We start from the raw sequence: 22169 nt of genomic DNA, 5'->3' as shown, positions 1-22169 counted from the left end.
GTTCTCCTCATCTGAATTGCGCTGACTCGCCTAGCTCAGGCTGCGCTCACGCTGTCGAGTTCGGTCCGGGTGAGACCGTATTTCGCCATGCGGGTACGATGATCCGCCGAGCCAAGGTATTTTCGAAGCTGTTCGTTCACGGCCTGTAGAAGCGCATGATTGTTCTGGTTGAACGAAAAGGCGCCGACAGGTACTCCGCCTCCCTTGTTCGTTTCGAGCGCAACCACTTCCAGTGCCTGATTGGCACCAGCGAGGGCACGGCTTCCCACCGCCGTGCTCGCGTAGGCGTCGATCTCTCCTGCGAGCAGCGCGTCGAGCGCGAGAGGCTGGTCCTTGAAGGCCACGATCTGGCTATCGCTCACGCCCGCCGAGATGGCCGCATCGTACTGAACCGTCCCGGCAACGATCCCGAGCCGCGCGTCGTTGTGCGCGGCGACGGCCCGGTAGCTTGCAAGCGCTTTCGGATTGCCATGGCGAAGCAAAAAGCCATCGGCCAGCGACCATACGGGCGCGCTGAATGCAACGCGCAGCGCGCGCTCGGCCGTCACGAAAATGGGCACGTTCATGTCCCAGCGACCATCCTGCACGCCAGGCATCAGCTCATCGAACGAGGTCAAATGATGTTCGATGTTCGACACACCGATCGCTCGCAGCACCACGTCGGCCAGCTCGATGTCGGCGCCCGTCGCGCGATGATCTTCACCCGTCCAGTAGAAGGGGGGCTCCTCGAGATAGGCGACGCTGACTTTCATAGTAGTACTCCACATGTTCAGGGCAATGGCGTGTCAGGCAGAAGCAGCGTCCAGAACCGACGAGAGCGCAGACAACGCGGGTTGCAGGCGCGCAGGCGGCAGATAGCCGAAGCCCAGCCGGAATACGCGGCTGCTCTCGCCAAACCATGCGCCGGATGCCAGTTGCAGATCACGATCTGGCAACAGATCCCAGAAGCGCGAGACGGCAGCCTCGTCGAATGCCTCGGCGCGCAGGCGCACGCAGCACAGCGCGCCTGCGTCGGGCCGGACCCATTCGATGCGTTCGCGCTCGCTCTCGCACCACTGCGTCAGTTCCTTGAGCGCGTGGGCGAGCAACTGGCGGCGCGGCGCGAGCACACCTTCCCTGTGACGCAAAAGCACGGTGGCGAGCGTCTCGTCGAGCACGGAACCCGAGATCACGGTGTTCATCTTGGCGACGGTCAAACGCGCCCGAAGATCGCTGTCTGCCACCGTGAGCCAGCCGGTGCGCAAGCCCGGCGCGCCGAGCGCCTTCGATACCGATGCGCCGGTGACGATGCGCGCGTCGAGCGCCGCAAAACTATCGGCCACGGCGTTGTCGCCATAAGCGGCTTCCCGATAGGTCTCGTCGACGAAAAGTATCGCTTCCGGAGAGTGCCTTTCCATGAGCACAAGCAGCTTCTCGATGTCGGCGCGAGACGTCTGGACGCCAGCGGGATTTTGCGGCGAGGCGAGGCTGACGAGCTTCGTTTTCGAGGACAGGCTTGCCTCGATCTGTTCCAGATCCAGCCGATAGCCATGCTCAAACGAGAGCTTGATCTCGCGGACGTCGACGCCGGCTCCGAGCAGACAGTCACGACTTGGCGGAAAGCACGGCGTTGCGAGGACCGCCTCGTCGCCGGGCCGGCAGACTTCGAAAGCGAGCAGGAAGAGCCCGAGCGCAGTGCCTTGTGTCGTGATGATCTGCTCGGCCGGCACGCCGCAGCCTTCTGCGATGGCTTCGCGCAGCGCCAACGAACCTGCCGAGGTTCCATAGCCGAGTTTCAGATTGCGTATGCCGTCCAGACCCGCCAGGTCCAGCAATGCGCCGACCGTCAAGTCTTGCGACGTGCTCTCCGCCAGATTGAATGGGCGATTCACATCGAGCAGCGAGATGATCTCGTTGCGCGGAAATCTCCCGCGCCATGCGTGGGCATGCGCTTCGTCGAAGCCAGTCCCGCGCTTTTCATCGAAAGCCTGTTGGAGTGCGTTCATGCTTGTACCTTGCCTTTGCCGTGAGTCATTCGTCAGACGACGCATTGGGAGCCTCCGGGCGACCGCTCCCGCCATGCCGTGACGGAAATCCCAGCCGTGCGCAGGGCCTTGCTGCGCTACGGCATCGGGTTCCATCGGACGCGATTGCATAGCACGCATCGTAGCGTTCTCTCGCGGACCATAACAGTCACAATTTTCCGGAGAATCGACCAACACAATTTCCCTTGGCGAGTCGCGGCGCGACGTCGATAATCTGGGTTGATTCCGCTACGAGCGCTTACATGGACACGCACACGCCGTTTCGTTACGAGCAACTGGCCGAACTCATCGTCGGCATGATCAACAACGGCGCGCTCGCACCGGGCATGCGGTTGCCCTCGGTGCGCGCGATCAGCGAGCAGCACCGCATGAGCGTTTCCACGGCGTTGCAGGCGTATCGCATGCTCGAAGATCGGGGCATTCTTGTCTCGCGTCCGCAGTCGGGCTTCTACGTCGCGGCCGCGCGCCGTGGCGCCCTCGCATTGCCGTCGGCCTCGCGGCCGCGCGCGAAGGCGTCGACGGTGTCGATCAGTGCAGCGGTCGCGGCGCTGCTCGAGCACGCATCGAATTCGACGCTCGTTCCTCTTGGCTGTGCCGTGCCCGACGCCGCGCTGCTGCAATCGAAGCGGCTCGACCTCGGGCTCGCTCGCGCTGCGCGACAGCACGGTATGCGCTACAACACCTATAGCTCGCCGCACGGCGAACCGCGCCTGCGGCGGGAGATCGCAAGGCGCGCGATGCGCGTCGGGCACGCGCTGTCGCCCGACGACGTGCTCGTGACTTGCGGCTGCACCGAGGCGCTCACGCTCGCGCTTTCGGCTGTCGCCAGTCGCGGCGATACGATCGCAATCGAATCTCCCACCTATTTCGGATTCCTTCACACTATTGAGATGCTCGGCCTGAAGGCATTCGAGCTGCCGACTCACCCGACGCACGGCATCGACGTCGGTGCACTCGCACGCTTGCTGGAGACCGAACCGGTGGCGGCCTGTTTGCTGTCGTCGAGCTTCAACAATCCACTTGGCTCCGCGATGGCCGAAGCCGACAAACTTGCGCTTCTCGCCGTGCTGGCGCGGCACGCCGTACCGCTCATCGAAGACGACGTCTATGGTGACATTCACTTCGGTCGCGATCGGCCGAAGCCGTTCATCGCACTCGATGGCGGCGCCAATACGATCTACTGCAGCTCGTTTTCGAAATCGCTTGCCCCCGGATACCGGGTCGGGTGGATTGCGGCCGGCGCCTACACGCAGCAAGTGATGGAGCGCAAGCTCGCGTTCAGCCTCTGCTGCCCGGTTTTGCCTCAGATCGCACTCGCAGACTTCCTCGAGAGTGGCGCCTACGATTCGCACTTGCGCAGCATCCGCCGAATCTTCGAAGAGAACCTGGCGCGCATGACCCGTACCATCGAGGCAAGCTTCCCCGCCGAAACGAAAGTCAGCCGGCCAGCAGGCGGCTTTGTACTATGGCTCGAATTGCCAAGACGCTTCGATTCGCGCGCGCTTTTCGACGAGGCGCTCGAGCAAGGCATTTGCTTCGCACCCGGCGATGTTTTTTCGGCGAGCCGGCGCTTTCGCAATTGCCTTCGCCTGAGCGCCGGGCACGACTGGGACGAGCGTATGGAAGACGGCGTCCGCCGCCTTGGCCGGCTCGCATGCGCACAGCTCGCGCGCCAGTCGGCGTTGGCGAATGAGACTGGCGTAACGAAGTTGAGCAGATTGCCGTCCGGAGTCCGAAACAGCCGCGAACGATTTTCCGATGGGTGACAGGCCGGAAGCAAGCGCGCGCGATCGACCTCTCATCGCGTTCAACTCACGCCCGCAAGGCCGCTATGATCCCGTGCATGCAGTCAGACATGGAAGCTCAATTCTCGACAGAGGCGGTTTTGCGTTTTCGTGGGGCACGTCTGGAAACCTGATTTTTCCGCTCGACAGCAAAGGCCTCTGCGCGAGCGGCTCGCTCGGCCGCCCATGACGGATTGATCCGGCTCTCAACCTGGCTGAAGGTGAAAGGCAGGTCGGCTTGCTCGGGTTGCCAGTCGGCGTCGATGATCGCGCCAGTCCGACGATGCGTCATCGTCAATGCGCTTTCAGCTTCTGGTTCGAGCCCGCAGTGCCGCATTCCCCACAAGCGAAGGGTCAGCATCACCCCGTCGAGCTCGCGCGTCTTGTCAGTGATGCAATAGGCGTACCGCTTGGGTCGATCCTGATAGAGCCGACGCTCGATCAGCTCGTTGTCCTCCATTGTCTTGAGGCGCTGGGCAAGCAGATTGGGCGACATCCCGGTCTGTGCCTGAATACCATCGAAGCGATCATTACCCATTCGAAGTTCGCGCAGGATCAGGATAGTCCATCGATCCGCAATGACGGCAGCCGCACGGGCGAGGGGACAAAGCGTCTCGCCAGTATCCTGTTGTTTCATCTCGATCCCTCACTAAACCCTGCATTCTGAACCTGTCGGCGCAGCGAACCAAGATCGCTAACGTTGATCGACGCCGTCTTTGTGCTTTACAAGTTGTGTCGCTTCAAATATTGTAGTCACACATTTGGCGCACCAGAAGGGTTCTCAACATGGCAAATCAATCTGCACCTGGGCTGACGTATGAACCCGATTTGACGGGGCTGCTCATCGTCGATCCCTATAATGATTTCTTGTCGGAGGGCGGCAAGCTCTACGAACTCTGCCGCACGACCCTGGAGGCGAACAACGTCGTAGAGCATATGCGGCAGATCCTCGCTGCCGCCCGGACGGCCGGTGTGCAAGTCTTCATCGCCCCTCATCATCGTTGGCGCGAATCCGATCTGCACAATCATTGGAAGACCATACCGCCCATCGGGGCCGCCGCCGACAAGGGACGTGTCTTTGCTGACGGGACCTGGGGAGGCAGTTTTCACCCTGATTTCGAACCGCGCCCCGGCGAGATCGTCGCTCAGGAACATTGGCTATCAAGCGGGTTCGCCAACACGGATCTCGACTTTCAGCTCAAGAAGCATGGTCTGCGGAAAGTCATCGTGATTGGCATGCGCGCTAACACGTGCATCGAATCCACCGTTCGTTATGCGGCAGAGCTGGGTTATGAAGTCACGCTCGTGAAAGATGCGATTGGCAGCTTTGGACTGGCCGAGATGGACGCCTCGCTACAGTTCAACATGCCGGCTTACGCATGCGCTATTGTCTCGACTGACGAAATCATCGAGAAGCTGTCGGTCTGAGGCGCGCGAGGTGCGCGGCGCGCCCTTCGTCTGCGCAAGTTTCATGGGCGACAGTGGTGTCTTCCGCAGCCATGGAGGAGTTCGACGTGCACGCAAATGCTCTCTCCTCGAATGACGGCATCGCGTTCGGTCCGTTCTTGTTGCTTCCGGCAAGGCGCGAACTATTGAAGGGGGGCAAAGCTGTTGCGATAGGCAGTCGCGCGCTCGACATCCTGATCGCGCTTGTCGAGCGCCACGGCGAAACGGTGGACAAGCGCGATTTGATTGGCCGGATCTGGCCGCGTACTGTCGTTGAAGAGTGCAACCTGAAAACCCACGTGGCGGCGCTGCGCAAAGCCTTGCAGGACGATGGGCGCGAGCATCGCTACGTGGTGAACGTGCCGGGCCGAGGCTATTGCTTTGTTGCCGCCGTCAACGACATCGAGCGCGCGCCAACGTCTAGGCCACCCACAAACGAACTGCTGCCCGCTTCGCGCATCCCGCCCCGTCTCAGGCGCCTCGTCGGGCGCGAGAACGCGATCGAGTCGATTTTCTCGAAGCTTCTCGACGGGCGTGTCGTGACGATCGTCGGACCCGGTGGCATCGGCAAGACGACCGTCGCAGTGGCCGTTGCACACAAACGTCGGGCCGAAGCGAGCGGGCAGGTGAGCTTTGTCGATCTCGCACCGCTAACGGGAGCGGCGCTGGTACCCAGCGCTCTCGCCACGGCGCTTGGCAGCGGCGTCCGGTCGGACAATCCGATTCCGGGCCTGGTCGAGTGGCTCGTCGGCAAGCGCATGCTGATCGTTCTCGATAGTTGCGAGCACCTGATCGACGCGGTCGCGTCGATGGCCGCCGTATTGCTCGAAGGCGTGCCCGATCTGCAGATCCTTGCCACGAGCCGCGAGCCGATCAAGGTTACGGGCGAGGTCTTGCATCGTCTTCCACCGTTGAGCACCCCGATGGTGTCGGATGCACTGACGGCGTCGAGCGCCATGGGCTACGCGTCGATCGAACTCTTCGTGGAGCGCACATGTGAGCGTGTCAGCACGTTCCAGCTTGACGATCCGGATGCGCCGATTGCCGCGGATATTTGCCGGAGACTCGACGGCAATCCGCTCGCCATCGAGCTTGCCGCGGGACGTGTTGACGCGTTTGGCGTGCAGGGCGTGTCGTCGCTGCTCACTGACCGCTTTGCGCTGTTGACAGGTGGACGGCGCGACGCGCCAGCGCGTCAGCAGACGTTGATGGTCACGCTCGACTGGAGTTACGACCTGCTCCCGGAAGGCGAGCGGATCGTCTTCAGGAGATTGGGGATCTTCGCGGGCTATTTCGATCGGGAGGCGGCCGCCCGGGTCGCAGCGAATGATTCCATCACCGCCGCAGACATGCTCGGCATCCTCGCCAATCTCGTCGACAAGTCGCTGGTCTTTGCTGATGTCGGCAGCGGCGTCACGCGCTACAGACTGCTTGATACGACCGTTGCGTACGCACGCAAACGCCTTCTCGAACTCGGCGAAATCGAAGCGCTGGCGAGGTGGCACGCGAACTACTACCTGCAGCTTTTGCAGCAGGCGGAGGAAGCCGATCAAAAGCTGTTGGACGGCATTCAACGCGGTGCGCGGGGCAATGTTGCGGACAACGTCCGCGCAGCCCTCGACTGGACCTTCTCCGAGGGAGGCGATCCGAATCTCGGTATCGAGCTCTCGATCGCATCGGTTCCGCTTTGGCTGAAGCTCTCGCTGATGAACGAGTGCCGGATCCGCATTTACCGCGCAATCGAGGCCATGTCCGCAGCGAAGATCGTCGACGACAGAATCGAAATGCAACTCCTTAGCGCCCTCGGCGTCGCCTTGTATTCGATCGGACCCGGTCCGGAAGCGAGATCGGTATGGACCAGGGTGTTGCAGTTTGCCGAGCGATTCGACGACACGGACTATCGCTTACGTGCGCTTTGGGGGCTTTGGGTCGACACGGTCACGGGCGACAACCACGGATCCGGGTTGACCCTTGCGAAGCAGTTCGCGCAGCTTGCCTCGGAGGTGCACGATCCCGTCGCTTCGTTCGTCGGGGACCGGCTGGTGGGAACCTCTCTCTATTTCCTCGGTGAGCAGGGCGCGGCGCGCACTCACTTCGAGAGGATGCTGAGCCGGCCGCCCACCGCAACCCATAAAGCGCAGATCTTGCGCTTTCAGTTCGATCAAGTCGTGGCCGGCAGAGGCTTTTTTTCGCGGATTCTCTGGGTGCAGGGGTACCCCGATCAGGCGTTTCGCGAAGCCGAGGCAAGCGTCGAAGAGGCATTGGCGCACAACCATTCTTTATCGCTGTGTTATGCGCTCGGGCAATCCGCGTGCGCGGTCGCGCTGCTCGTGGGCGACTTCGAGGCAGCGCAGCGTAACGTACAGTTGCTGCTCGAGCAGTCCGCCAGGCACGAATTGCGGCTCTGGCAGACCATGGGGCGTTGCTTCAGCGGCATTCTTCATATCAAGGTCGGCCACACACGCGAGGGAATCAAACTACTTTCGCAAGCGATCAACGAGCTTCGCAGCGCCGGGTTCGCGCTGTATCACACTGCTGCACTCTGCGAGGTCAGTGCCGCTCTCGGAAGCATCGGTGAACTGCACGCGGCGCAGCGTGCCGTTGATGAGGCAATCGAGCAATCGTCGCGCAACGATGAGCGGTGGTGTCTGCCCGAGTTGCTGCGAACCAAAGGCGAACTCATGCTCGCCCAGTTCGGTACGAGTGCGGCGTCGGCCGCCGAAGCGCTTTTTCAACGATCATTTCAACTCGCGCTGCGCCAGGGCGCGTGCGCCTGGCAGCTGCGCACGGCTTTGAGCCTCGCGAAGTTGCACCGCGAAGAACCCGTCCATGTATCCCACGCGGTGCTCGCGCGCATTGTTGAGTCGTTCACCGAAGGATTCAAAACGTATGACCTCGTAGAGGCACGAGCGATGATCGACAGATAGTCGAGTCGGTCGGCCACGATCCCGGCATACCTCGCCCGCGCCAGCAGCGAGAATTCACGGCAATTCACCACGATTCACTCACGCCTGCATCCGCCGGCGGCTAGCCTACGTTGTACGCCCGTGCAGAGGGAGCTGGCCATGGCGTCTTGCGTCGAAGTGTTTGTACCCGACGGGGCCTTTTACGCCTATCTTGCAGAGCCCCGATCGGGACCTGCGGCCGCCGTGGTGGTCGTGCAGGAAGCGTTCGGCGTCAACGCCGACGTTCGCATGACCTGTGACGAACTCGCAGCGAAGGGGTTCATCGCGGTGAGTCCCGACCTGTATTGGCGCCAACAGCCGCGCGTCGAGCTGTCCGGCGAGACCGACTGGCCGCTGGCGCACGCGTTATACGAGGCGCTCGATCTCGACCAGGCCGTATCCGACGTGCAAGCGACGGTCGAGCAGACGCGCGCCATGACCTGGTGCACCGGACGCGTCGGCGTGGTCGGCTTTTGCCTCGGCGGACTGCTTGCGTATCTGGTTGCTACGCGCGTCGGCGTCGATGCCGGTGTCGGCTATTACGGCGCGAGAACGGATGAATTCCTCGGCGATGCGCAGGCAGTGCGTGGGCCGCTGCTGCTTCACCTGGGCGAGCAGGACGAGTACATCGGCCCCGCCGCGCAGAAGGCGATCCGCGATAGCCTTACGCCGCTCGGCGTCGAGATTCGGACTTATGCCGGCTGCTCGCATGCGTTCGCGCGGCATAGCGGCTCGCGCTTCGACGCCAAGGCGGCTGCCAGGGCCAACGCCAGAACTGTCGAGTTCCTCAAGCAGCATCTTTTTGAGTAGGAGGCCCGCAACCCCCGCAAGCACTCACCTTAGGAGAACACAATGAAACCGAGTATCGTTTTCGCGCACGGTATCTGGGCCGATGGGTCCTGTTTTCAGAAGCTCATCCCGACGCTGAAAGCGGAGGGGCACGACGTGATGGCCGCGCAATATGGCCTGGATACGCTGAAAGGCGATGTCGACGCGACCGTTCGCACGATCGCACGGGTCGAAGGCCCGGTGGTGCTGGTCGGCCACTCCTACGGCGGAACGGTCATCACCCACGCCGGCATGGACCCCAAGGTCGCCGCTCTGGTGTATATCGCCGCCCTGGGCCCGGACGAGACCGAGACGTCGCAGGGTCAGCAGGACAAATTCCCGAAGACCGAAGTCTTCAACCACATCGAGGTGGCCAACGGTCGCGTCTGGCTGAAGCATTCCGGCCCGGCGGCGTTCGCTCAGGACCTGTCGCCGGACGAGCAGGCGGTCGTCTATGCGACTCACTTCGCGCCGGCACTCGACCTCTTCAACCAGAAGCACGACGGAATCGCCTGGCGTACGAAGCCGAGTTGGTCGATTGTCGCCACAGAGGACAGAACCGTCCATCCGGACCTGGAACGCTTCGCCGCGAGGCGTATGGGCGCCACAACCGTCGAGCTCAAGGCGAGCCACGTCCCGATGCTCTCGCAGCCGCAAGCGGTGCTCGACGTGATCCGCAAGGCTTGCGCCGCGGTCGCCGCCCGCTAGAGCGAGGCGCTCCCGGGCAAGGCTCGCACCGACGCTCGGCGTGGCGCGTTCCGCGGACATCGGCTGGAATCTGTCAAACGTGGTCGTCGAAGGAGAAAGCGATGGAAAGTCGTATCGTCATCGAGGGCCGGGACGGCGCCTTCGGAGCCTATATTGCGCGGCCGGCCGATCTGCCTGCGCCGGCTGTCGTCGTCCTGCAGGAAGTGTTCGGGGTCAACGCCGATATCCGCAAGCATTGTGATGACCTGGCCGGATTGGGCTTCATCGCGGTGGCGCCCGATCTTTACTGGCGGCAAGCGCCTGGCGTCGACCTCGACGTCAGATCAGAACCTGACTGGCAGCATGGGCTGCATCTGTACGAGGCTTACGATCGGGACGCCGGGGTGAGGGACATCGAGGACACCGTTGCGACCACGGCCGAGCTATCGGGGTGCACCGGAAAGGTCGCCGTGCTGGGTTATTGTCTTGGCGCCCTGATGGCCTTTTTGACCGCGGTCCGCTCTGAGGTCGATGCCGCCGTGGCCTACCACGGCAGCGACACCGAAAGCTACCTTGACGAGGTAGCGGGCCTTCATGCGCCACTGTTGATGCACCTGGGGGAGGAGGACGAGTTCATCTCCAGGCCAGCGCAAGAGGCAATCAAGGCGGCTCTCGCTGGCAAACCGAATGTCTCGGTGTACAGCTACCCTGGCCAGCGTCACGCGTTCTCGCGCAACAATGGCGCCCACTACGATCCCGCCGCCGCCGCCCTGGCCAACGGTCGAACCCGCGATTTCCTGAATCGGGCGCTACGATGATCCTTGCGGACGCTGGCTGCTCGGCCTTGGCGGCGAGCAGCCCAGAATGCGCCAGAGCGCTTTTTTGACCCGCGACGATTTCTCGTCGAGAGTCGGCCACCGCTCACGACGCGTTTCTCGAATTCCGTTGTTAGCGCCCGAATGTCATCGAAAAGAGCCGCTTCATGTGCTACCGTGTGTACTCAGTGCCAGCCGGACGTTTCAGCCGACCACCAGAAGGATGCTCATGGAATTCAACAATGGCGCTGTACTTGAAGCTCTTCGACTCGCGTTGTATCGACAAATTCCGTGGCACAAGCGACCGGCAATATTCACGTGGCTTCGCTCGCAGGGTCTGATCCAGACCATTGACCAGAAACCTCCTCCCAGTACGAAGTACCTCCCGCCGCTCCAGATTGCCATGCTGACCGATAAAGGCCAGAAAGAGATTCAGCGCATCGAGGCGTCGAAGCATGTTTCCGGGTGGCTGGACGATGACTACTTCGCAACGTATCTTGCACAGGTTGCGTTTGCCTGACTACGCATCGTTGCGTGCGCGCTGTTTCGATATTGTAAGAAAAGGCGGGGCTCAGGGCAGGGCCTCCTTTTGAGCCGATGATCAAACCGCATTCCACGACTCGGTGTGACGATCGACTTGTGGACGCGTCCCGTGCAGAAAGCTGCCATCGCTGTCCACGAAGGGCGCCGGACACATGCTAAATGGCCACTGATAGCCACCGCCGGTACGCATTCACGCTTGTCGGCGGATCAAACTCAGCAAGCCATGCGCATCTACCTTTCATCATTCGATGTAGGCGCCAGACCCGAGCAACTGGTACGGCTAGTCGGCGGTGAAATGCGCGCAGCGGTTATCGTCAACGCGCTTGACCATCGTGAAGCAGCGCGAGCGCAGTGGCTGGAAAGTCAGTCGACAAAACTCCGGGCATTAGGATTCGCCGTGCAAGAACTCGATCTCCGGCAGTTCTTTGGTGCGACGGATCGACTGCGTGAGGCACTACAGCAGTTCGACGCGGTATGGGTCAACGGCGGCAACGCATTCATCCTGCGCAGGGCAATGAAGCAAAGCGGATTCGATGTTGCGATCGCCGATTTGCTGGAGCGCGACAGAATCGTCTATGCAGGATTTAGCGCGGCGGCGGTGATTGCCTCGAGCACGCTGCGCGCACTGGTTCGCGTGAGCGATCCCGCTGAGATTCCGCCGGGTTACGATTTACCGGTAGTATGGGACGGGCTCGGACTGTTGCCGCTTTCGCTCGTGGTGCACTTCGAATCAGATCATCCCGAATCGGCTGCAGTGGGCGAAGAAGTGGAATTCTACGAGCGCCACCAAATACCATATCGAACGTTGAGAGACGGTGAGGCCTTTGTGATGGACGGTATGCGAAGCGAGGTTGTTGGTTGATCGCGCTCGGGCGTCGAATAGGGCTGTTGTTGGAGCTACCGGTCATCTTACAAGGTGTTATCAGCACAAATGGCGATCCCGCCAAATCCCTGTGGTGCAGAAACCGCCGCCCGTCGGCTGGTTATCGTCGAAGGCATCATGGGTTCGGGCAAGTCAACGACGATGCGCCTGATTGCCAGGCGCCTGGAAGATTCGGGGCGCGCGGCATTGCCGATACATGAAAGGACTGAGCCCCACCCGGTGCGAGCGACGGACGAACTCGAACACTGGTTCGAGCCGTGGCGGGACGCGACACCTCGGGATCTGGCCGACCGTGCGCTGGCCAGATGGGCCGCTTTTGTCGAGGCAACACAGAGGGATTCGCCAATCCCGGTGATGGATGGTCAACTGTTTCATGGAGACCTGACTCATCTACTGCTGATGGACGCCGACACAGCACTGATTGTTGACTACGTAAAGGCGTTGGCCGTAGTCATTGCGCCACTCAATCCGTTCGTTCTCTACCTTTGGCAGGAAGACGTCGAAAAAGCGGTTCGAACCGTCTGCACGGAGCGCGGGCCCGAGTGGATCGACTATCAGGTGAACTGGAAACTCGCGAGTCCGTACTGTGTGCGCAAAGGTTACCAGGGGTTAGACGGGTTAATCTCCCTATATCGCGATTATCGGCAAATCACCGACGCTCTGTTTCAGCAACTACCGCTAGCCAAGCTCTCGATTGAGAATTCCCGAAGAGACTGGTCAGCCTACGAGCGCCAGATTCTGAGTCGGCTGTGAACAGCGAGGCGTGATTCATCTCGCCGAGACTCTGCAACGGAGAAATGAGCGATGACATCGAAAAGCGTCCGCCGGGCGACGGCAGATGACGTGCCGATACTGACTCAGATTCGCAACGATGCACACGCGAAGAAGGTGACGTACCGCGACTATGCGTGGGGCAGGGAAGGCGACGGGTTTTCCGAGAACTGGGTACGAAACAATGTCTCTGAAAAAGAAGTGTATGTCGTCGAGATGGAAGGGACGCTGGTCGGGGCGTTTTCGCTCGTGCTGGATGAGGACAATCACTGGGGGCCTCAAGCACCGGTTGCCGGTTATGTTCATGGGCTTTCTGTGCGCAAGGACTTTAACGGGCGCGGGCTCGGGAGCTTCATGCTTGATTGGTGCGCTAACCAGGTGAGCGGCTTGAACCGGCGTTTCGTTCGACTCGACTGCGCCATCCACAACGCGAAGCTATGCGCCTGGTACGAGTCGCTTGGCTTTATCCGCGCAGGGCTGTACACGGAGCCGCAACCCGGCGGGTATGTCTGGTCACTGTACGAGAGACCAGCCCACCCGGTTTCCACGAGATCATGAAGTCACTTCATCCTTTGCCGAGAGGCGGCCGACTGGGGAATCCCGCCATATTGCTCAATTGGGCCAGTTCATTGGCCGCCTCGCGCAGCAGTACCGAGTACTCGTGAATCTTCTCAGCAGTGAGTCGTACCCGCGGACCGGCCAGGCTGATGACGCCTACGCAGCGCGAGCCGCTAACCACGGGCGCCGCCACCGCAGACATGCGCGGAGCAAACACCTCGTCGATCATCGCGTAGCCACGCACGCGCGCAGCGTGCAGGAATCCCAATAGCGCCTTGAGCGTTGTCGGCGCGTTGGGTCCGAACTCATTCGGCTGTCCGAAGCCCTGCTTTAACACCAATGCGACCGCCTGCTCGTCGGTCATTGTCATGAGCCACGCGTGCCCGGTCGACGTGCATGAAAGTCGTGCCGCGTGGCCCATGTCGGGATCGTAACGAAAGCCAACGCGCTGTCCGTCCGCCTTACCCACCCAGATAATCGCTTCGCCGTCGACGAGTGACAGCCGCGCCAGTTCACCGGTTTGCGCGGCAATGCGTTCGATGATCGGCTGGGCGATATCCGCGATGCCCGTCAGGCTCAGGAATTCGAGTCCGTTCGACGTCATGCGCATTGTCAGGATGTAACGGCTGTGATCGACCAGTTGCCGGACATACCCGCTTTCGACCAGTTCGGCGAGGACGCGATGACACGTGCTGCGTGGCAGAGACAACGCGTCGGCAATGGCCACGAGGCCCGCGCCTTCGCCTTGCGACGCCAGAAAATCCAGAACTCTCAGGCCATTCTTTAGCGACATTTTTGCGCGCTTTTCACAATATAAAATGCAGTTCCGGTGCGGAACGGGCCTCCTTTGCAGCGCAAACAATAGCATCTGTTCGTCGCCAGAAACGAACGTTCAACATAAGGAAATTCAGGAGACAAAATGTCATCTTTCGCTCGGTCTGACCTTGCTGCGGACGAACAGTCTGCGCAAGCTCATTTGATGGCGCGTCGGGCAGTTGCCGGTGCGACCGTCGGTACGGCGCTCGAATGGTTCGATTTCGCGTTGTATGGCGTGGTCGCGGCCACGATTTTTCCCAAGCTGTTTTTCCCCTCACTCGACCCAACGGCCTCGCTGTTAGCGTCGCTGGCGAGCTTCTGGGCAGGGCTGGCTGCACGGCCGCTCGGCGCGGTGATTTGCGGAATCCTCGGTGACCGTTGGGGGCGCCGCAAACTGATGCTGATCACCGTGTCGGTAATGGGCGCGTCGTCGTTCCTGATGGGGGTGCTGCCCACTTACCAGCAAGTTGGCATACTCGCACCGACGCTACTGGTGTCGCTGCGCATCATTCAGGGCTTCGCACTCGGCGGCGAATCGACAGGCGCGCAACTGATGGCGGTGGAGCATGCGTCTGCCAGCCGACGTGGCTGGTATTCGGGGCTGCTTGGCATTTGCTCGCCACTTAGCCAGATTCTCGCCAATTTCTCGCTCTTTACACTGGCCGCGCTGCTCTCGTCCGACGACTTTGATGCATGGGGATGGCGAGTCCCGTTCCTGGCAAGCTTTGTTCTCGTGTTATTGGGCATCTACATTCGCAGGAAGGTTAGCGAGACGCCTGCCTTCGAGTCGATCAAGAAGGGCGGCACTTCCACACGCGCCGTCAATCCGCTTGGCGTCGTTTTCAAATATCACTGGCGCACCGCGCTGCGCCTCACGTTGTTCTTCTGTGGCCCGGCTGCGCTGTTCTACTTGATCGTGGTTTTCTCGCTCAGTTACCTGACGAAACACCTCGGTGTACCGAAGCAGACCGGTTTCATGCTGTTGATGGTTGCGAATGTCTGTGCCATCGTGGGCGCCCTGGTGGGCGGCTACCTGAGCGATCGGCTCGGACGCAAACGTGCATTGATGATTGGTTCGTTATGCACACTAATATGCTGCCTGATCTATTTTCCGGTTCTCAACCAGAACTCGATCGCCATGACAATGGCCGTGATGGGCGCGTTCCTCGGCTTCACACAGTTCCAAAGCGGCATCCAGCCGGTCTGGTTCGCCGAGTCCTTTCCGACCGAGGCGCGCTACACGGGGTCGGCACTGGCGTACTCGGGCGCCAACCTGCTCACCGGCGGCCCAATGCCGATAGTCGCGGTGGCGCTGCTCAATGCCTTTCACGGTTCTCCGTGGGCCATCGTAGCCGTGTGCGGCTCGCTGAACCTGCTCTCCTTCGTCATGATCGCGGTATCCCGGGAAACCAAAGGCACCGCCCTGGAACATTCCTCTACGCATTGACACCATGAATCGAAAACTCTACATCCTCAATGGCTCCAATCTGAACATGCTGGGCGTAAGGGAGCCTCATATTTATGGCACGACCACGCTTAGCGATATCGAACAGAACTGCCTGACGCTGGCCGATGCGCTCAAGTTCGACTGTGTGTTCCGCCAGACCAACAGTGAAAGCGAGCTGATCGACTGGATCCAGGAAGCATTCCTGCAGGACGCCGCGCTGATCATCAATCCGGCCGGTTTTTCGTTCGGCCGGATTTCGGTGCTCGATGCAGTCAGACTCGTCCGCCGGCCGGTGGTGGAATTGCATATCACCAATATCCACAGGCGTTCCGAAGAATATCGTCACTCGTCGATCTCGGTGGCGGCGACTGCCGTGATCTGTGGGGCTGGCGCGAACGGCTATTTGCTGGCGATTCGCGCGATCGACGATCTGTGGGGCAACAGGCTTGAGCCCGGCGCTGAAAACAGATGACACCCGGTGCGAACCACCCGGCCGCTCTCAGCCGCTGCTGCCGTAAGGCCGGGTGATCACTTCGAGGTAGTGGCCGTCAGGATCGCGAAAATAGACGCCGCGTCCGCCATCGTTGTGGTTAATCTCGCCTGACCGGCTACCCATTGGGTCGGCCGAGTACTCAAGGCCGCGATCCTTGATGCGGCTGAAGACGGCGTCGAAGTCGGCTTCGCTTATGAGGAAAGCGTAGTGCTGCGGCTGGATCTGACCGTTGGCGTCGGCGAAGTCGAGCGAGACTCCGTTGTCCAGTTCGACGACGTCGAAGTGGCCGAAGTGGGTCGGCGCTGGCCGGCCCAGCATCTCGGTCAGGAATTTCGCTGAGGCGCTCCGGTTCGAGCACCAGACGATGGTGTGATTGAGTTGAGTGGCCATAATGCGGCCTCCGGCGATTCGAGTGTGGTGCGCCCGGTCCGGATATCTTGACAGACCTCCGCACAACGGCTGCGTCACGGCGCATATCCGAAGTCTACATCCGGACCTGAGAGCAGACGCAACCCGTTCTCGACGTTCGCTCGGCGTTCGCTCGACGTTCGATTTCCCGCGCACGAACGACCGCTTTCATCAACAGCCACCCGTTTTCAAGCCAGATACCCTTGCGTTTCCAACGAATACGCTGCCGCGCCGTGTTCCACTTCCACAAGCATGGCGAAATCCGCAGTCTGAAGCGCAGCGGTGCCAGCGCCCGCAATCGGACGTTTTTGCATGGCGCGACTCAAGATGTGAGTCGTGTGTTGATAAAAGAGTTCGAGCTGTTGTGCATCCGATGCCTGAGGCGCCAGGCCGAAAGCCTCCTCAAGCGCCCGGCGCGAAATATGAAAGCGTTGGAGCCCGCGAATTACGCGAACCTGAAACACGACCCCATCGCTGTTGTGAGGGATTGCTGCCCAAACTAGCGCGCTGCCCATGAAATGCCCCCATTTACCTGCATAACGGATTCGAAGTTCGTTGCCCAATAATGATCCTCAAAAAATACATTTCAAAAATACGGCAGCGTGGTTTTGACGTTTTCACCACACGAGGTGTGCGAGCTTTTGCTGTTACGACGGCTGTGGCGGCCAACGAGGACTCCGGGCCTGGCTGCCGCCAGACGATCACGGGCGGCAGTTCAAGCGCCAGAACGTGTTGCAGGCGGAAGGATGCCTGCGGCATGCCGTATCTCCACCGCGATCGACCTTAGCGGCGCATCGGCAACGAAGCGCTCGAGCAGTTCGCGCACGTCGTGATCGATGAAATCGGCGCGTGTGGTGTCGACAATGACTGTCGCGCGGTCCGGAATATCGGCGAGCATCTGCTTGAGCGGCACCTTGCCGAGAAACGACACGTCCTTGCGAAACGAGAGCAGGAAATGATCGTCATGGCACGCGAGGGCGATCGGCCGGTGCAGATTCGCCCACAGCGCGAGAGCGGCGCTGCACAGCACGCCGAGCACGATTCCTGTGAGCAGATCGGTGGCAAGCACGCCGGCGATCGTAACGACAAATGGCGCGAGAGGCGCCACGCCTTGTTTCGCGAGCGCGACGAACAACGAAGGCTTGGCGAGCTTGAAGCCGGTATGAATGAGAATGGCGGCAAGGCTTGCGAGCGGAATCAGATTGATCACGTCGGTGAGCGCGAATACGCTGACAAGCAGCAGCACGCCATGCACGATCGCAGAGAGCCGGCTTTGCGCGCCGGCGTGCACGTTTGCCGAACTGCGCACGATGACCGACGTGATGGGCAGCCCCCCAATGGCGCCCGCGACGATATTGCCGATACCTTGTGCCTTGAGTTCGCGATTCGGCGGCGCGGCGCGCCGCTGCGGATCGATCTGCTCGACCGCTTCGAGGCTCAGCAGCGTTTCGAGACTCGCGACGACGGCAAGCGTCATGGCCACGATCCAGATTTCCGGGTCGGCAAGCCGCGCGAAGCTCAATTCGAAGTCGCCGAATTGCAGTGCCTCGCCCAATGCCGCGAAGGATTCGATGGCGGGCAGCGCCACCCGCTGCTCGACCGGCAGCGCAAAACCAGAGCCAGGCGCGCCGCAAACCAGCGTTACGCTGATGCCTGCAATCACGACGACAAGCGGCGCGGGAACCAGTCGCACGAGCGCGAAGCGTCGCAATGCGCGCGTTTCCCAGCCCGCGAGAATGGCAAGCGAGAGCAAGGCAACCGCGCAGACGACAGGCGAGATCGACTGAAGCGCGCCCGTCAACGATTCGGCGTTGTTGCCCGACGTCAGTCCCAGTGCGAGCGGCACCTGCTTGATCACCAACAGCAGTCCGATTGCTGCCAGCATGCCCTTGATGACCGGCGTGGGCACATACGAGGCGAGCCGCCCGGCTTTGAGCATGCCAAATCCGAACTGCAGCACCCCTGAGAGCAATACAGCAATCAGGAATGCTGAAAAACTGCCGAGGCGTGCGATGCCATCCACGACGATCACGACGAGTCCGGCGGCGGGGCCGCTCACACTGAGGCGCGAGCCGCTGAGCGCGGCGACGACGATGCCGCCGACAATGCCGGACACGAGGCCGGTCAACGGCTCGGCGCCGGATGCTCTTGCAATACCGAGGCATAACGGCAGCGCGACGAGAAAGACGACGGTACCGGCGGCGAGGTCGCGCGCAAACGCAGACAGGGAAGCTCTCGAAGTCATGACGGAAGCAGGAAGAAAAGAAGAGTAGAGGAGTCGGCGAATTCCGCACGCGATTGGCGGGCGGCACGGACGGTCGGGCCGTGCCTGGATCACGCAATCCTGAGCGGATTGCTCAGGCTGCTGCGATGGCCATCGCGGTTTCAGCGTCGTAGCCCGACGCAAGTTCACGCAGCTGCCCGTTGTTGAGCGAAAAGATCCACCCGTGTACAAGCGGCGCGGGCGCGCTCTCGCTCACGAGCGGATGTTCGCGCAGCAGGCGCACCTGCTCGATCACGTTCAGTTCGGCGAGACGGTCGATGCGTGCTTCTTCCGACGGCAAGTGCGCGAGCGTTGCGCGATGTGTCTGCGCGAGCGCGCAAAGCGGCTTGATGCGCCGGTTCACGTGGGGCAGCGCGTCGGCGGGCGGGAGCAGCGAGGCGCGCACGCCGCCGCAACCGTAGTGTCCACAGACAATGATGTGCTTGACCCGCAACACGCGTACCGCGTATTCGAGCACGCTCATGTTGTTGTCGTCGTCGGAGTGAAAAAGGTTGGCGATGTTGCGGTGAACGAACAAATCGCCAGGTGCACAGTGAGTGACGCTTTCCGCTGGCACGCGGCTATCGGAGCAGCCGATCCAGAGCACTTGCGGCTTTTGCCCGGTGGCTAGCGCGCTGAAGAATTGCGGGTCGCGAGAGGCAATTTCCTGCGCCCACGCGACATTGGCAACGAGCATACGTTTCGGAAGATTCATGCGTCGAGGCTCCATTCAGAGCGGTGGCTCCGCTCAATCCTTACGTATAGCTTTCTATCAGAAAATCGCGCGATGTTTTAAAAAAATAAATCGGAACAATGCAAGGCGAATATAAAAAAACAGTCCCGCAACGCACGCCCTGTCACATACTGATCGCCAGGCGTTTCCCATCGCTCAAAACGAGGTCGACTCCATGATGAACGGGCTGCAACAGAAGTTCGCGTACGTCAACGGCATCCGGATGCACTATGTCGAAAAAGGCACGGGGCCACTCGTGCTGCTCTGCCATGGCTGGCCGGAATCCTGGTACGTGTGGCGCTGGCAGATAGAAGCGTTGGCGGCTGCAGGTTATCGCGCGGTCGCACCGGACCAGCGCGGTTACGGGCTCACCGATACCCCGGAATCCGTCGAGGCTTACGATATTTTGAATCTGGTCGGGGACCTGGTCGGCCTCGTCAAGTCTCTCGGCGAAGATCGCGCGATTCTGATCGGCCATGACTGGGGGGCTGCCGTCGCTGCTTACGCTGCGCTGCTGCGCCCCGAGCTGTTTCCCGTTCTCGGCCTGCTGAGCGTGCCTTACATGCCTCGACGTCCGGTGCGTCCATCGGTGCGCTTTGCCCAGATCACGCAGGAATGTCACTTCTATCAGGACTATTTTCAGTTGCCGGGCCGCGCCGAGCGCGAACTCGAAGAAGATATCCGCCGCTCGGTGCTCGGCATTCTGTACACGGCATCAGGCGATGCGGTGGCGAAAGGGCAGTTGGCCAATTTCGCGACCTTTCCCAAATCGACACGGCTCGTGGACAACCTCGCATTACCCGATGAACTCCCGGCATGGTTGACCGAAACGGATTTGCAGTATCTAGTCGGTCAATTCGAGCGGAGCGGGTTTCGTGGACCCATCAACTGGTATCGAAATATCGATCGAAACTGGGCGCTGACCAGCTTCCTTGATGGTGCTCGCATTATGCAGCCAACGCTTTTCCTGGCGGGGGAATTGGACGGCGTCGTGAAGATGGCGGCGAAGGACTATGACGCGCTGGAACTCAACGTTCCCAACCTATGGAAGAAGCATCTCATTGCGAAGGCGGGTCATTGGGTGCAGCAAGAGCGTCCGGAAGAGGTGAACGAGATTATCTTGAACTTCCTTGCCGGGCAGGCGACAAGTGCCAGTAAGTAGATGCAAAACAGCCTGCGCCGCCAGTGCCCGTTTTCGCCGGGCGCCCAGCGGCGAACTCCGCGTTAGTGCACAGTCACGCTGACGGTGACGATTTCGTATCCGGGGTCGGCGTTTTCGTGCGCCGCCTTTTCCGCTTCTGCGTACGACGAAAAGGACTTGGCCCCTTCAATCTCCGGTGCCATGCCAATGTCGCCGTCCTCTGCGCAGCAGAGGTACTGTTCACCGGTCTTCACTACATAAACGTTCATCATGGCTCCCTCCATGGTTTTCGGGGGAACTCATAGTCTAGCAGGCCTGAAGTCGCCGCGTCAGGCGGTTTTTTCCACGTCGTAGTTATTACATAAAACACATGCATTGTGATAATAAGAATTATCTCAACAGCAAGATGTGGCTGCAAACCTCCACGAAAAACGCAGGCGGCCTGCGGCCAACCGGATCAGATCTGCAGCCGCTCGAGCACCTCAAGGAACAGCAACACGGCAATGAGGATGCCGATCCATCGTAAAGTCAATCGCAGATTAAGCAGCGTCGGTCCCAGGGAGCTCACGGCATCGGCGACGAGCTTTGCCGCGACCGCTTCGTCGCCACTCGCTGCGGAGCCGCGCAATGAAGCCGTTGCAAAGTCGATCCGAAGGTTGGTGACAAAGCCAGTTGCGATACTCGGCCATTCGATCGTGTCGTCGCTGTCGCTGGGCCGGAGAAAGAGCCGAGGCTGGCGCGCGGGGTTCGCCGCCGGACTTTCGGCCGTGTAGATATGCCGCATCGTCAGCCCCAACTCCACCGCGCCAAGCTGGCCTTCCGAGATCGCTTGCGCAAGCACCTGCAGGCAGGCGGGAGGGATGTGGCAGGCGAGCCACCACTGCTCGGGTTCTCCGGTCTCCTCGTCGGCAGAATTGAATCCTAGTCGGGCCGTGCCGAGCGCCACATCGGACAGCGAGTTACCGAGTTCGTCTTCTAGCGCGCGCAAACCAAGCCGGTCGGCCGTGCTGACGTCGCGGGCCTCGAATGATACCTGGAGCGTACGCGTTGCTTGATCAGGAATGCCAATGATCGAGAGTTCCTGACCGTCCAGATGTGCCACACCGTGTAGCGATGTGGACAGTATCGGTTGCCGGTCTTCGTCCAGGGGCTCGACGAGTTGTTGCGCCACCTGAAGCTGCTCCAGCTTCAACCACATCGACCTGGCCGGGTAATACGTCCGCTTCTCGTGATCTCGCCCGACAAATTCAAGGACGTGATCTTTCCGCTCAACGAGATTCAGCACGGCCTTCTTTTCCAGATAATCCATGACCCACCCCCGCCGCCAAGTACGCCAAGTCCCTCGCCGGTAAAGAAACCAGGAGGTGAGTGTCGCCCGTTTGACCTCGTGTTCGAGATGCGTCTGCGGTTTTCGCATTTTCGCGCCGGACGTGAATACGCGGGATTGTACCCATCCGGAAGTCACCGCTATATGCCACAGAACACATAAGAACGACGTTTCAATCCTCAGATTTATTCGACGAGCACAAGCCGGATCGCCCGCGTGGTCGCCGAAACCGAAACGAAACGTAACGAAGCCGTGAT

23 protein-coding genes are annotated in these 22169 nt (G+C 60.9%); 13 read left to right on the top strand and 10 right to left on the bottom strand.

Translation table 11 applies throughout. From position 1 onward, the window contains the following. Window positions 1-35 precede the first annotated feature (35 nt). Together U5A52_RS19325 and U5A52_RS19320 are read right to left on the bottom strand one after the other, a co-directional pair. The gene (locus tag U5A52_RS19325) at window positions 36-752 is read right to left on the bottom strand and encodes a transporter substrate-binding domain-containing protein (RefSeq protein WP_321935847.1); all 717 of its coding nucleotides are present in this window, start codon (window positions 750-752) and stop codon (window positions 36-38) included. A 33-nt stretch (window positions 753-785) separates the two neighbouring features. Continuing rightward, window positions 786-1985 carry a pyridoxal phosphate-dependent aminotransferase gene (locus U5A52_RS19320; protein WP_321935846.1) on the bottom strand — a complete coding sequence of 400 codons (1200 nt, stop codon included), beginning with the start codon at window positions 1983-1985 and terminating at the stop codon, window positions 786-788. A gap of 281 nt (window positions 1986-2266) precedes the next feature. Here U5A52_RS19320 and U5A52_RS19315 point away from each other — a divergent pair, with 281 nt between their 5' ends. Further along, window positions 2267-3790, top strand: coding sequence for a PLP-dependent aminotransferase family protein (locus U5A52_RS19315; RefSeq protein WP_321935845.1), 1524 nt, complete (start codon window positions 2267-2269; stop codon window positions 3788-3790). A gap of 97 nt (window positions 3791-3887) precedes the next feature. On the opposite strand, the gene U5A52_RS19310 is transcribed toward U5A52_RS19315, so the two are convergent. Then, entirely contained in the window at window positions 3888-4445 is a 558-nt protein-coding gene (locus U5A52_RS19310) for a helix-turn-helix domain-containing protein (protein WP_321935844.1), read from the bottom strand. A gap of 149 nt (window positions 4446-4594) precedes the next feature. Between U5A52_RS19310 and U5A52_RS19305 the strand changes: the two genes are divergently transcribed. The 9 genes from U5A52_RS19305 to U5A52_RS19265 all read left to right on the top strand — a co-directional run bounded on the left by U5A52_RS19305 (window position 4595) and on the right by U5A52_RS19265 (window position 13284). Then, a complete protein-coding gene (locus U5A52_RS19305) occupies window positions 4595-5236 on the top strand; it encodes an isochorismatase family cysteine hydrolase (RefSeq protein ID WP_321935843.1) in 642 nt (213 codons plus the stop codon). Between the two features lie 86 nt (window positions 5237-5322). Then, window positions 5323-8181 (top strand): ATP-binding protein, encoded by a 2859-nt coding sequence (locus tag U5A52_RS19300; RefSeq protein ID WP_321935842.1) that lies wholly within the window; start codon window positions 5323-5325, stop codon window positions 8179-8181. A gap of 138 nt (window positions 8182-8319) precedes the next feature. After that, on the top strand, window positions 8320-9009 hold the full coding sequence (locus tag U5A52_RS19295) for a dienelactone hydrolase family protein (RefSeq protein ID WP_321910917.1): 690 nt from the start codon (window positions 8320-8322) through the stop codon (window positions 9007-9009). 42 nt (window positions 9010-9051) lie between these two features. Then, window positions 9052-9735: an alpha/beta hydrolase gene (locus U5A52_RS19290; protein ID WP_321935841.1), complete on the top strand. Its 684-nt coding sequence runs from the start codon at window positions 9052-9054 to the stop codon at window positions 9733-9735. A gap of 101 nt (window positions 9736-9836) precedes the next feature. Next, window positions 9837-10532 carry a dienelactone hydrolase family protein gene (locus U5A52_RS19285; RefSeq protein WP_321935840.1) on the top strand — a complete coding sequence of 232 codons (696 nt, stop codon included), beginning with the start codon at window positions 9837-9839 and terminating at the stop codon, window positions 10530-10532. A gap of 226 nt (window positions 10533-10758) precedes the next feature. Continuing rightward, a complete protein-coding gene (locus tag U5A52_RS19280) occupies window positions 10759-11049 on the top strand; it encodes a hypothetical protein (RefSeq protein ID WP_321910914.1) in 291 nt (96 codons plus the stop codon). Window positions 11050-11154: 105 nt separating this feature from the next. Beyond that, window positions 11155-11934 carry a Type 1 glutamine amidotransferase-like domain-containing protein gene (locus U5A52_RS19275; RefSeq protein ID WP_321935839.1) on the top strand — a complete coding sequence of 260 codons (780 nt, stop codon included), beginning with the start codon at window positions 11155-11157 and terminating at the stop codon, window positions 11932-11934. Between the two features lie 69 nt (window positions 11935-12003). After that, window positions 12004-12708, top strand: a complete 705-nt coding sequence (locus U5A52_RS19270; RefSeq protein ID WP_321935838.1) for a hypothetical protein — start codon at window positions 12004-12006, stop codon at window positions 12706-12708. Window positions 12709-12759: 51 nt separating this feature from the next. Further along, window positions 12760-13284 carry a GNAT family N-acetyltransferase gene (locus tag U5A52_RS19265; protein WP_321935837.1) on the top strand — a complete coding sequence of 175 codons (525 nt, stop codon included), beginning with the start codon at window positions 12760-12762 and terminating at the stop codon, window positions 13282-13284. A 7-nt stretch (window positions 13285-13291) separates the two neighbouring features. On the opposite strand, the gene U5A52_RS19260 is transcribed toward U5A52_RS19265, so the two are convergent. Beyond that, entirely contained in the window at window positions 13292-14077 is a 786-nt protein-coding gene (locus tag U5A52_RS19260) for an IclR family transcriptional regulator (protein ID WP_321911322.1), read from the bottom strand. Between the two features lie 126 nt (window positions 14078-14203). On the opposite strand from U5A52_RS19260, the gene U5A52_RS19255 reads away from it, so the two are divergent. Together U5A52_RS19255 and U5A52_RS19250 are read left to right on the top strand one after the other, a co-directional pair. Then, entirely contained in the window at window positions 14204-15547 is a 1344-nt protein-coding gene (locus tag U5A52_RS19255) for an MFS transporter (RefSeq protein ID WP_415774024.1), read from the top strand. Between the two features lie 4 nt (window positions 15548-15551). After that, window positions 15552-16019, top strand: a complete 468-nt coding sequence (locus tag U5A52_RS19250) for a type II 3-dehydroquinate dehydratase (RefSeq protein ID WP_321935836.1) — start codon at window positions 15552-15554, stop codon at window positions 16017-16019. 27 nt (window positions 16020-16046) lie between these two features. On the opposite strand, the gene U5A52_RS19245 is transcribed toward U5A52_RS19250, so the two are convergent. The 4 genes from U5A52_RS19245 to U5A52_RS19230 all read right to left on the bottom strand — a co-directional run bounded on the left by U5A52_RS19245 (window position 16047) and on the right by U5A52_RS19230 (window position 19426). Then, a complete protein-coding gene (locus tag U5A52_RS19245) occupies window positions 16047-16430 on the bottom strand; it encodes a VOC family protein (protein WP_321935835.1) in 384 nt (127 codons plus the stop codon). A 206-nt stretch (window positions 16431-16636) separates the two neighbouring features. Further along, window positions 16637-16963, bottom strand: coding sequence for a hypothetical protein (locus U5A52_RS19240; RefSeq protein ID WP_321936031.1), 327 nt, complete (start codon window positions 16961-16963; stop codon window positions 16637-16639). Window positions 16964-17163: 200 nt separating this feature from the next. Further along, window positions 17164-18693: a SulP family inorganic anion transporter gene (locus tag U5A52_RS19235; protein ID WP_321910902.1), complete on the bottom strand. Its 1530-nt coding sequence runs from the start codon at window positions 18691-18693 to the stop codon at window positions 17164-17166. A gap of 112 nt (window positions 18694-18805) precedes the next feature. Then, window positions 18806-19426 (bottom strand): carbonic anhydrase, encoded by a 621-nt coding sequence (locus tag U5A52_RS19230; protein ID WP_321910901.1) that lies wholly within the window; start codon window positions 19424-19426, stop codon window positions 18806-18808. 193 nt (window positions 19427-19619) lie between these two features. Between U5A52_RS19230 and U5A52_RS19225 the strand changes: the two genes are divergently transcribed. Beyond that, a complete protein-coding gene (locus U5A52_RS19225) occupies window positions 19620-20606 on the top strand; it encodes an alpha/beta hydrolase (protein WP_321935834.1) in 987 nt (328 codons plus the stop codon). A 62-nt stretch (window positions 20607-20668) separates the two neighbouring features. Here the strand turns inward: U5A52_RS19225 and U5A52_RS19220 are convergent, their stop codons facing one another. Both U5A52_RS19220 and U5A52_RS19215 read right to left on the bottom strand, forming a co-directional pair. Continuing rightward, on the bottom strand, window positions 20669-20857 hold the full coding sequence (locus U5A52_RS19220) for a hypothetical protein (protein ID WP_321935833.1): 189 nt from the start codon (window positions 20855-20857) through the stop codon (window positions 20669-20671). Window positions 20858-21042: 185 nt separating this feature from the next. Then, the gene (locus U5A52_RS19215) at window positions 21043-21894 is read right to left on the bottom strand and encodes a hypothetical protein (protein ID WP_321910898.1); all 852 of its coding nucleotides are present in this window, start codon (window positions 21892-21894) and stop codon (window positions 21043-21045) included. Between the last annotated feature and the right edge of the window lie 275 nt (window positions 21895-22169).

The sequence above is a fragment of the Paraburkholderia sp. J8-2 genome, assembly GCF_905220195.1.
In the GTDB taxonomy this organism is placed as follows: domain Bacteria; phylum Pseudomonadota; class Gammaproteobacteria; order Burkholderiales; family Burkholderiaceae; genus Paraburkholderia.
Note: the sequence above shows the minus strand (reverse complement) of the source record. Positions and strands in the feature narration are given on the sequence as shown.

Bases quoted from the DNA above. Each gene is read 5' to 3' on its own strand.
- U5A52_RS19325 (WP_321935847.1), bottom strand. From the start codon at position 752: ATGAAAGTCAGCGTCGCCTATCTCGAGGAGCCCCCCTTCTACTGGACG.
- U5A52_RS19320 (WP_321935846.1), bottom strand. From the start codon at position 1,985: ATGAACGCACTCCAACAGGCTTTCGATGAAAAGCGCGGGACTGGCTTC.
- U5A52_RS19315 (WP_321935845.1), top strand. From the start codon at position 2,267: ATGGACACGCACACGCCGTTTCGTTACGAGCAACTGGCCGAACTCATC.
- U5A52_RS19310 (WP_321935844.1), bottom strand. From the start codon at position 4,445: ATGAAACAACAGGATACTGGCGAGACGCTTTGTCCCCTCGCCCGTGCG.
- U5A52_RS19305 (WP_321935843.1), top strand. From the start codon at position 4,595: ATGGCAAATCAATCTGCACCTGGGCTGACGTATGAACCCGATTTGACG.
- U5A52_RS19295 (WP_321910917.1), top strand. From the start codon at position 8,320: ATGGCGTCTTGCGTCGAAGTGTTTGTACCCGACGGGGCCTTTTACGCC.
- U5A52_RS19290 (WP_321935841.1), top strand. From the start codon at position 9,052: ATGAAACCGAGTATCGTTTTCGCGCACGGTATCTGGGCCGATGGGTCC.
- U5A52_RS19285 (WP_321935840.1), top strand. From the start codon at position 9,837: ATGGAAAGTCGTATCGTCATCGAGGGCCGGGACGGCGCCTTCGGAGCC.
- U5A52_RS19280 (WP_321910914.1), top strand. From the start codon at position 10,759: ATGGAATTCAACAATGGCGCTGTACTTGAAGCTCTTCGACTCGCGTTG.
- U5A52_RS19270 (WP_321935838.1), top strand. From the start codon at position 12,004: ATGGCGATCCCGCCAAATCCCTGTGGTGCAGAAACCGCCGCCCGTCGG.
- U5A52_RS19265 (WP_321935837.1), top strand. From the start codon at position 12,760: ATGACATCGAAAAGCGTCCGCCGGGCGACGGCAGATGACGTGCCGATA.
- U5A52_RS19260 (WP_321911322.1), bottom strand. From the start codon at position 14,077: ATGTCGCTAAAGAATGGCCTGAGAGTTCTGGATTTTCTGGCGTCGCAA.
- U5A52_RS19255 (WP_415774024.1), top strand. From the start codon at position 14,204: ATGTCATCTTTCGCTCGGTCTGACCTTGCTGCGGACGAACAGTCTGCG.
- U5A52_RS19250 (WP_321935836.1), top strand. From the start codon at position 15,552: ATGAATCGAAAACTCTACATCCTCAATGGCTCCAATCTGAACATGCTG.
- U5A52_RS19245 (WP_321935835.1), bottom strand. From the start codon at position 16,430: ATGGCCACTCAACTCAATCACACCATCGTCTGGTGCTCGAACCGGAGC.
- U5A52_RS19240 (WP_321936031.1), bottom strand. From the start codon at position 16,963: ATGGGCAGCGCGCTAGTTTGGGCAGCAATCCCTCACAACAGCGATGGG.
- U5A52_RS19235 (WP_321910902.1), bottom strand. From the start codon at position 18,693: ATGACTTCGAGAGCTTCCCTGTCTGCGTTTGCGCGCGACCTCGCCGCC.
- U5A52_RS19230 (WP_321910901.1), bottom strand. From the start codon at position 19,426: ATGAATCTTCCGAAACGTATGCTCGTTGCCAATGTCGCGTGGGCGCAG.
- U5A52_RS19225 (WP_321935834.1), top strand. From the start codon at position 19,620: ATGATGAACGGGCTGCAACAGAAGTTCGCGTACGTCAACGGCATCCGG.
- U5A52_RS19220 (WP_321935833.1), bottom strand. From the start codon at position 20,857: ATGATGAACGTTTATGTAGTGAAGACCGGTGAACAGTACCTCTGCTGC.
- U5A52_RS19215 (WP_321910898.1), bottom strand. From the start codon at position 21,894: ATGGATTATCTGGAAAAGAAGGCCGTGCTGAATCTCGTTGAGCGGAAA.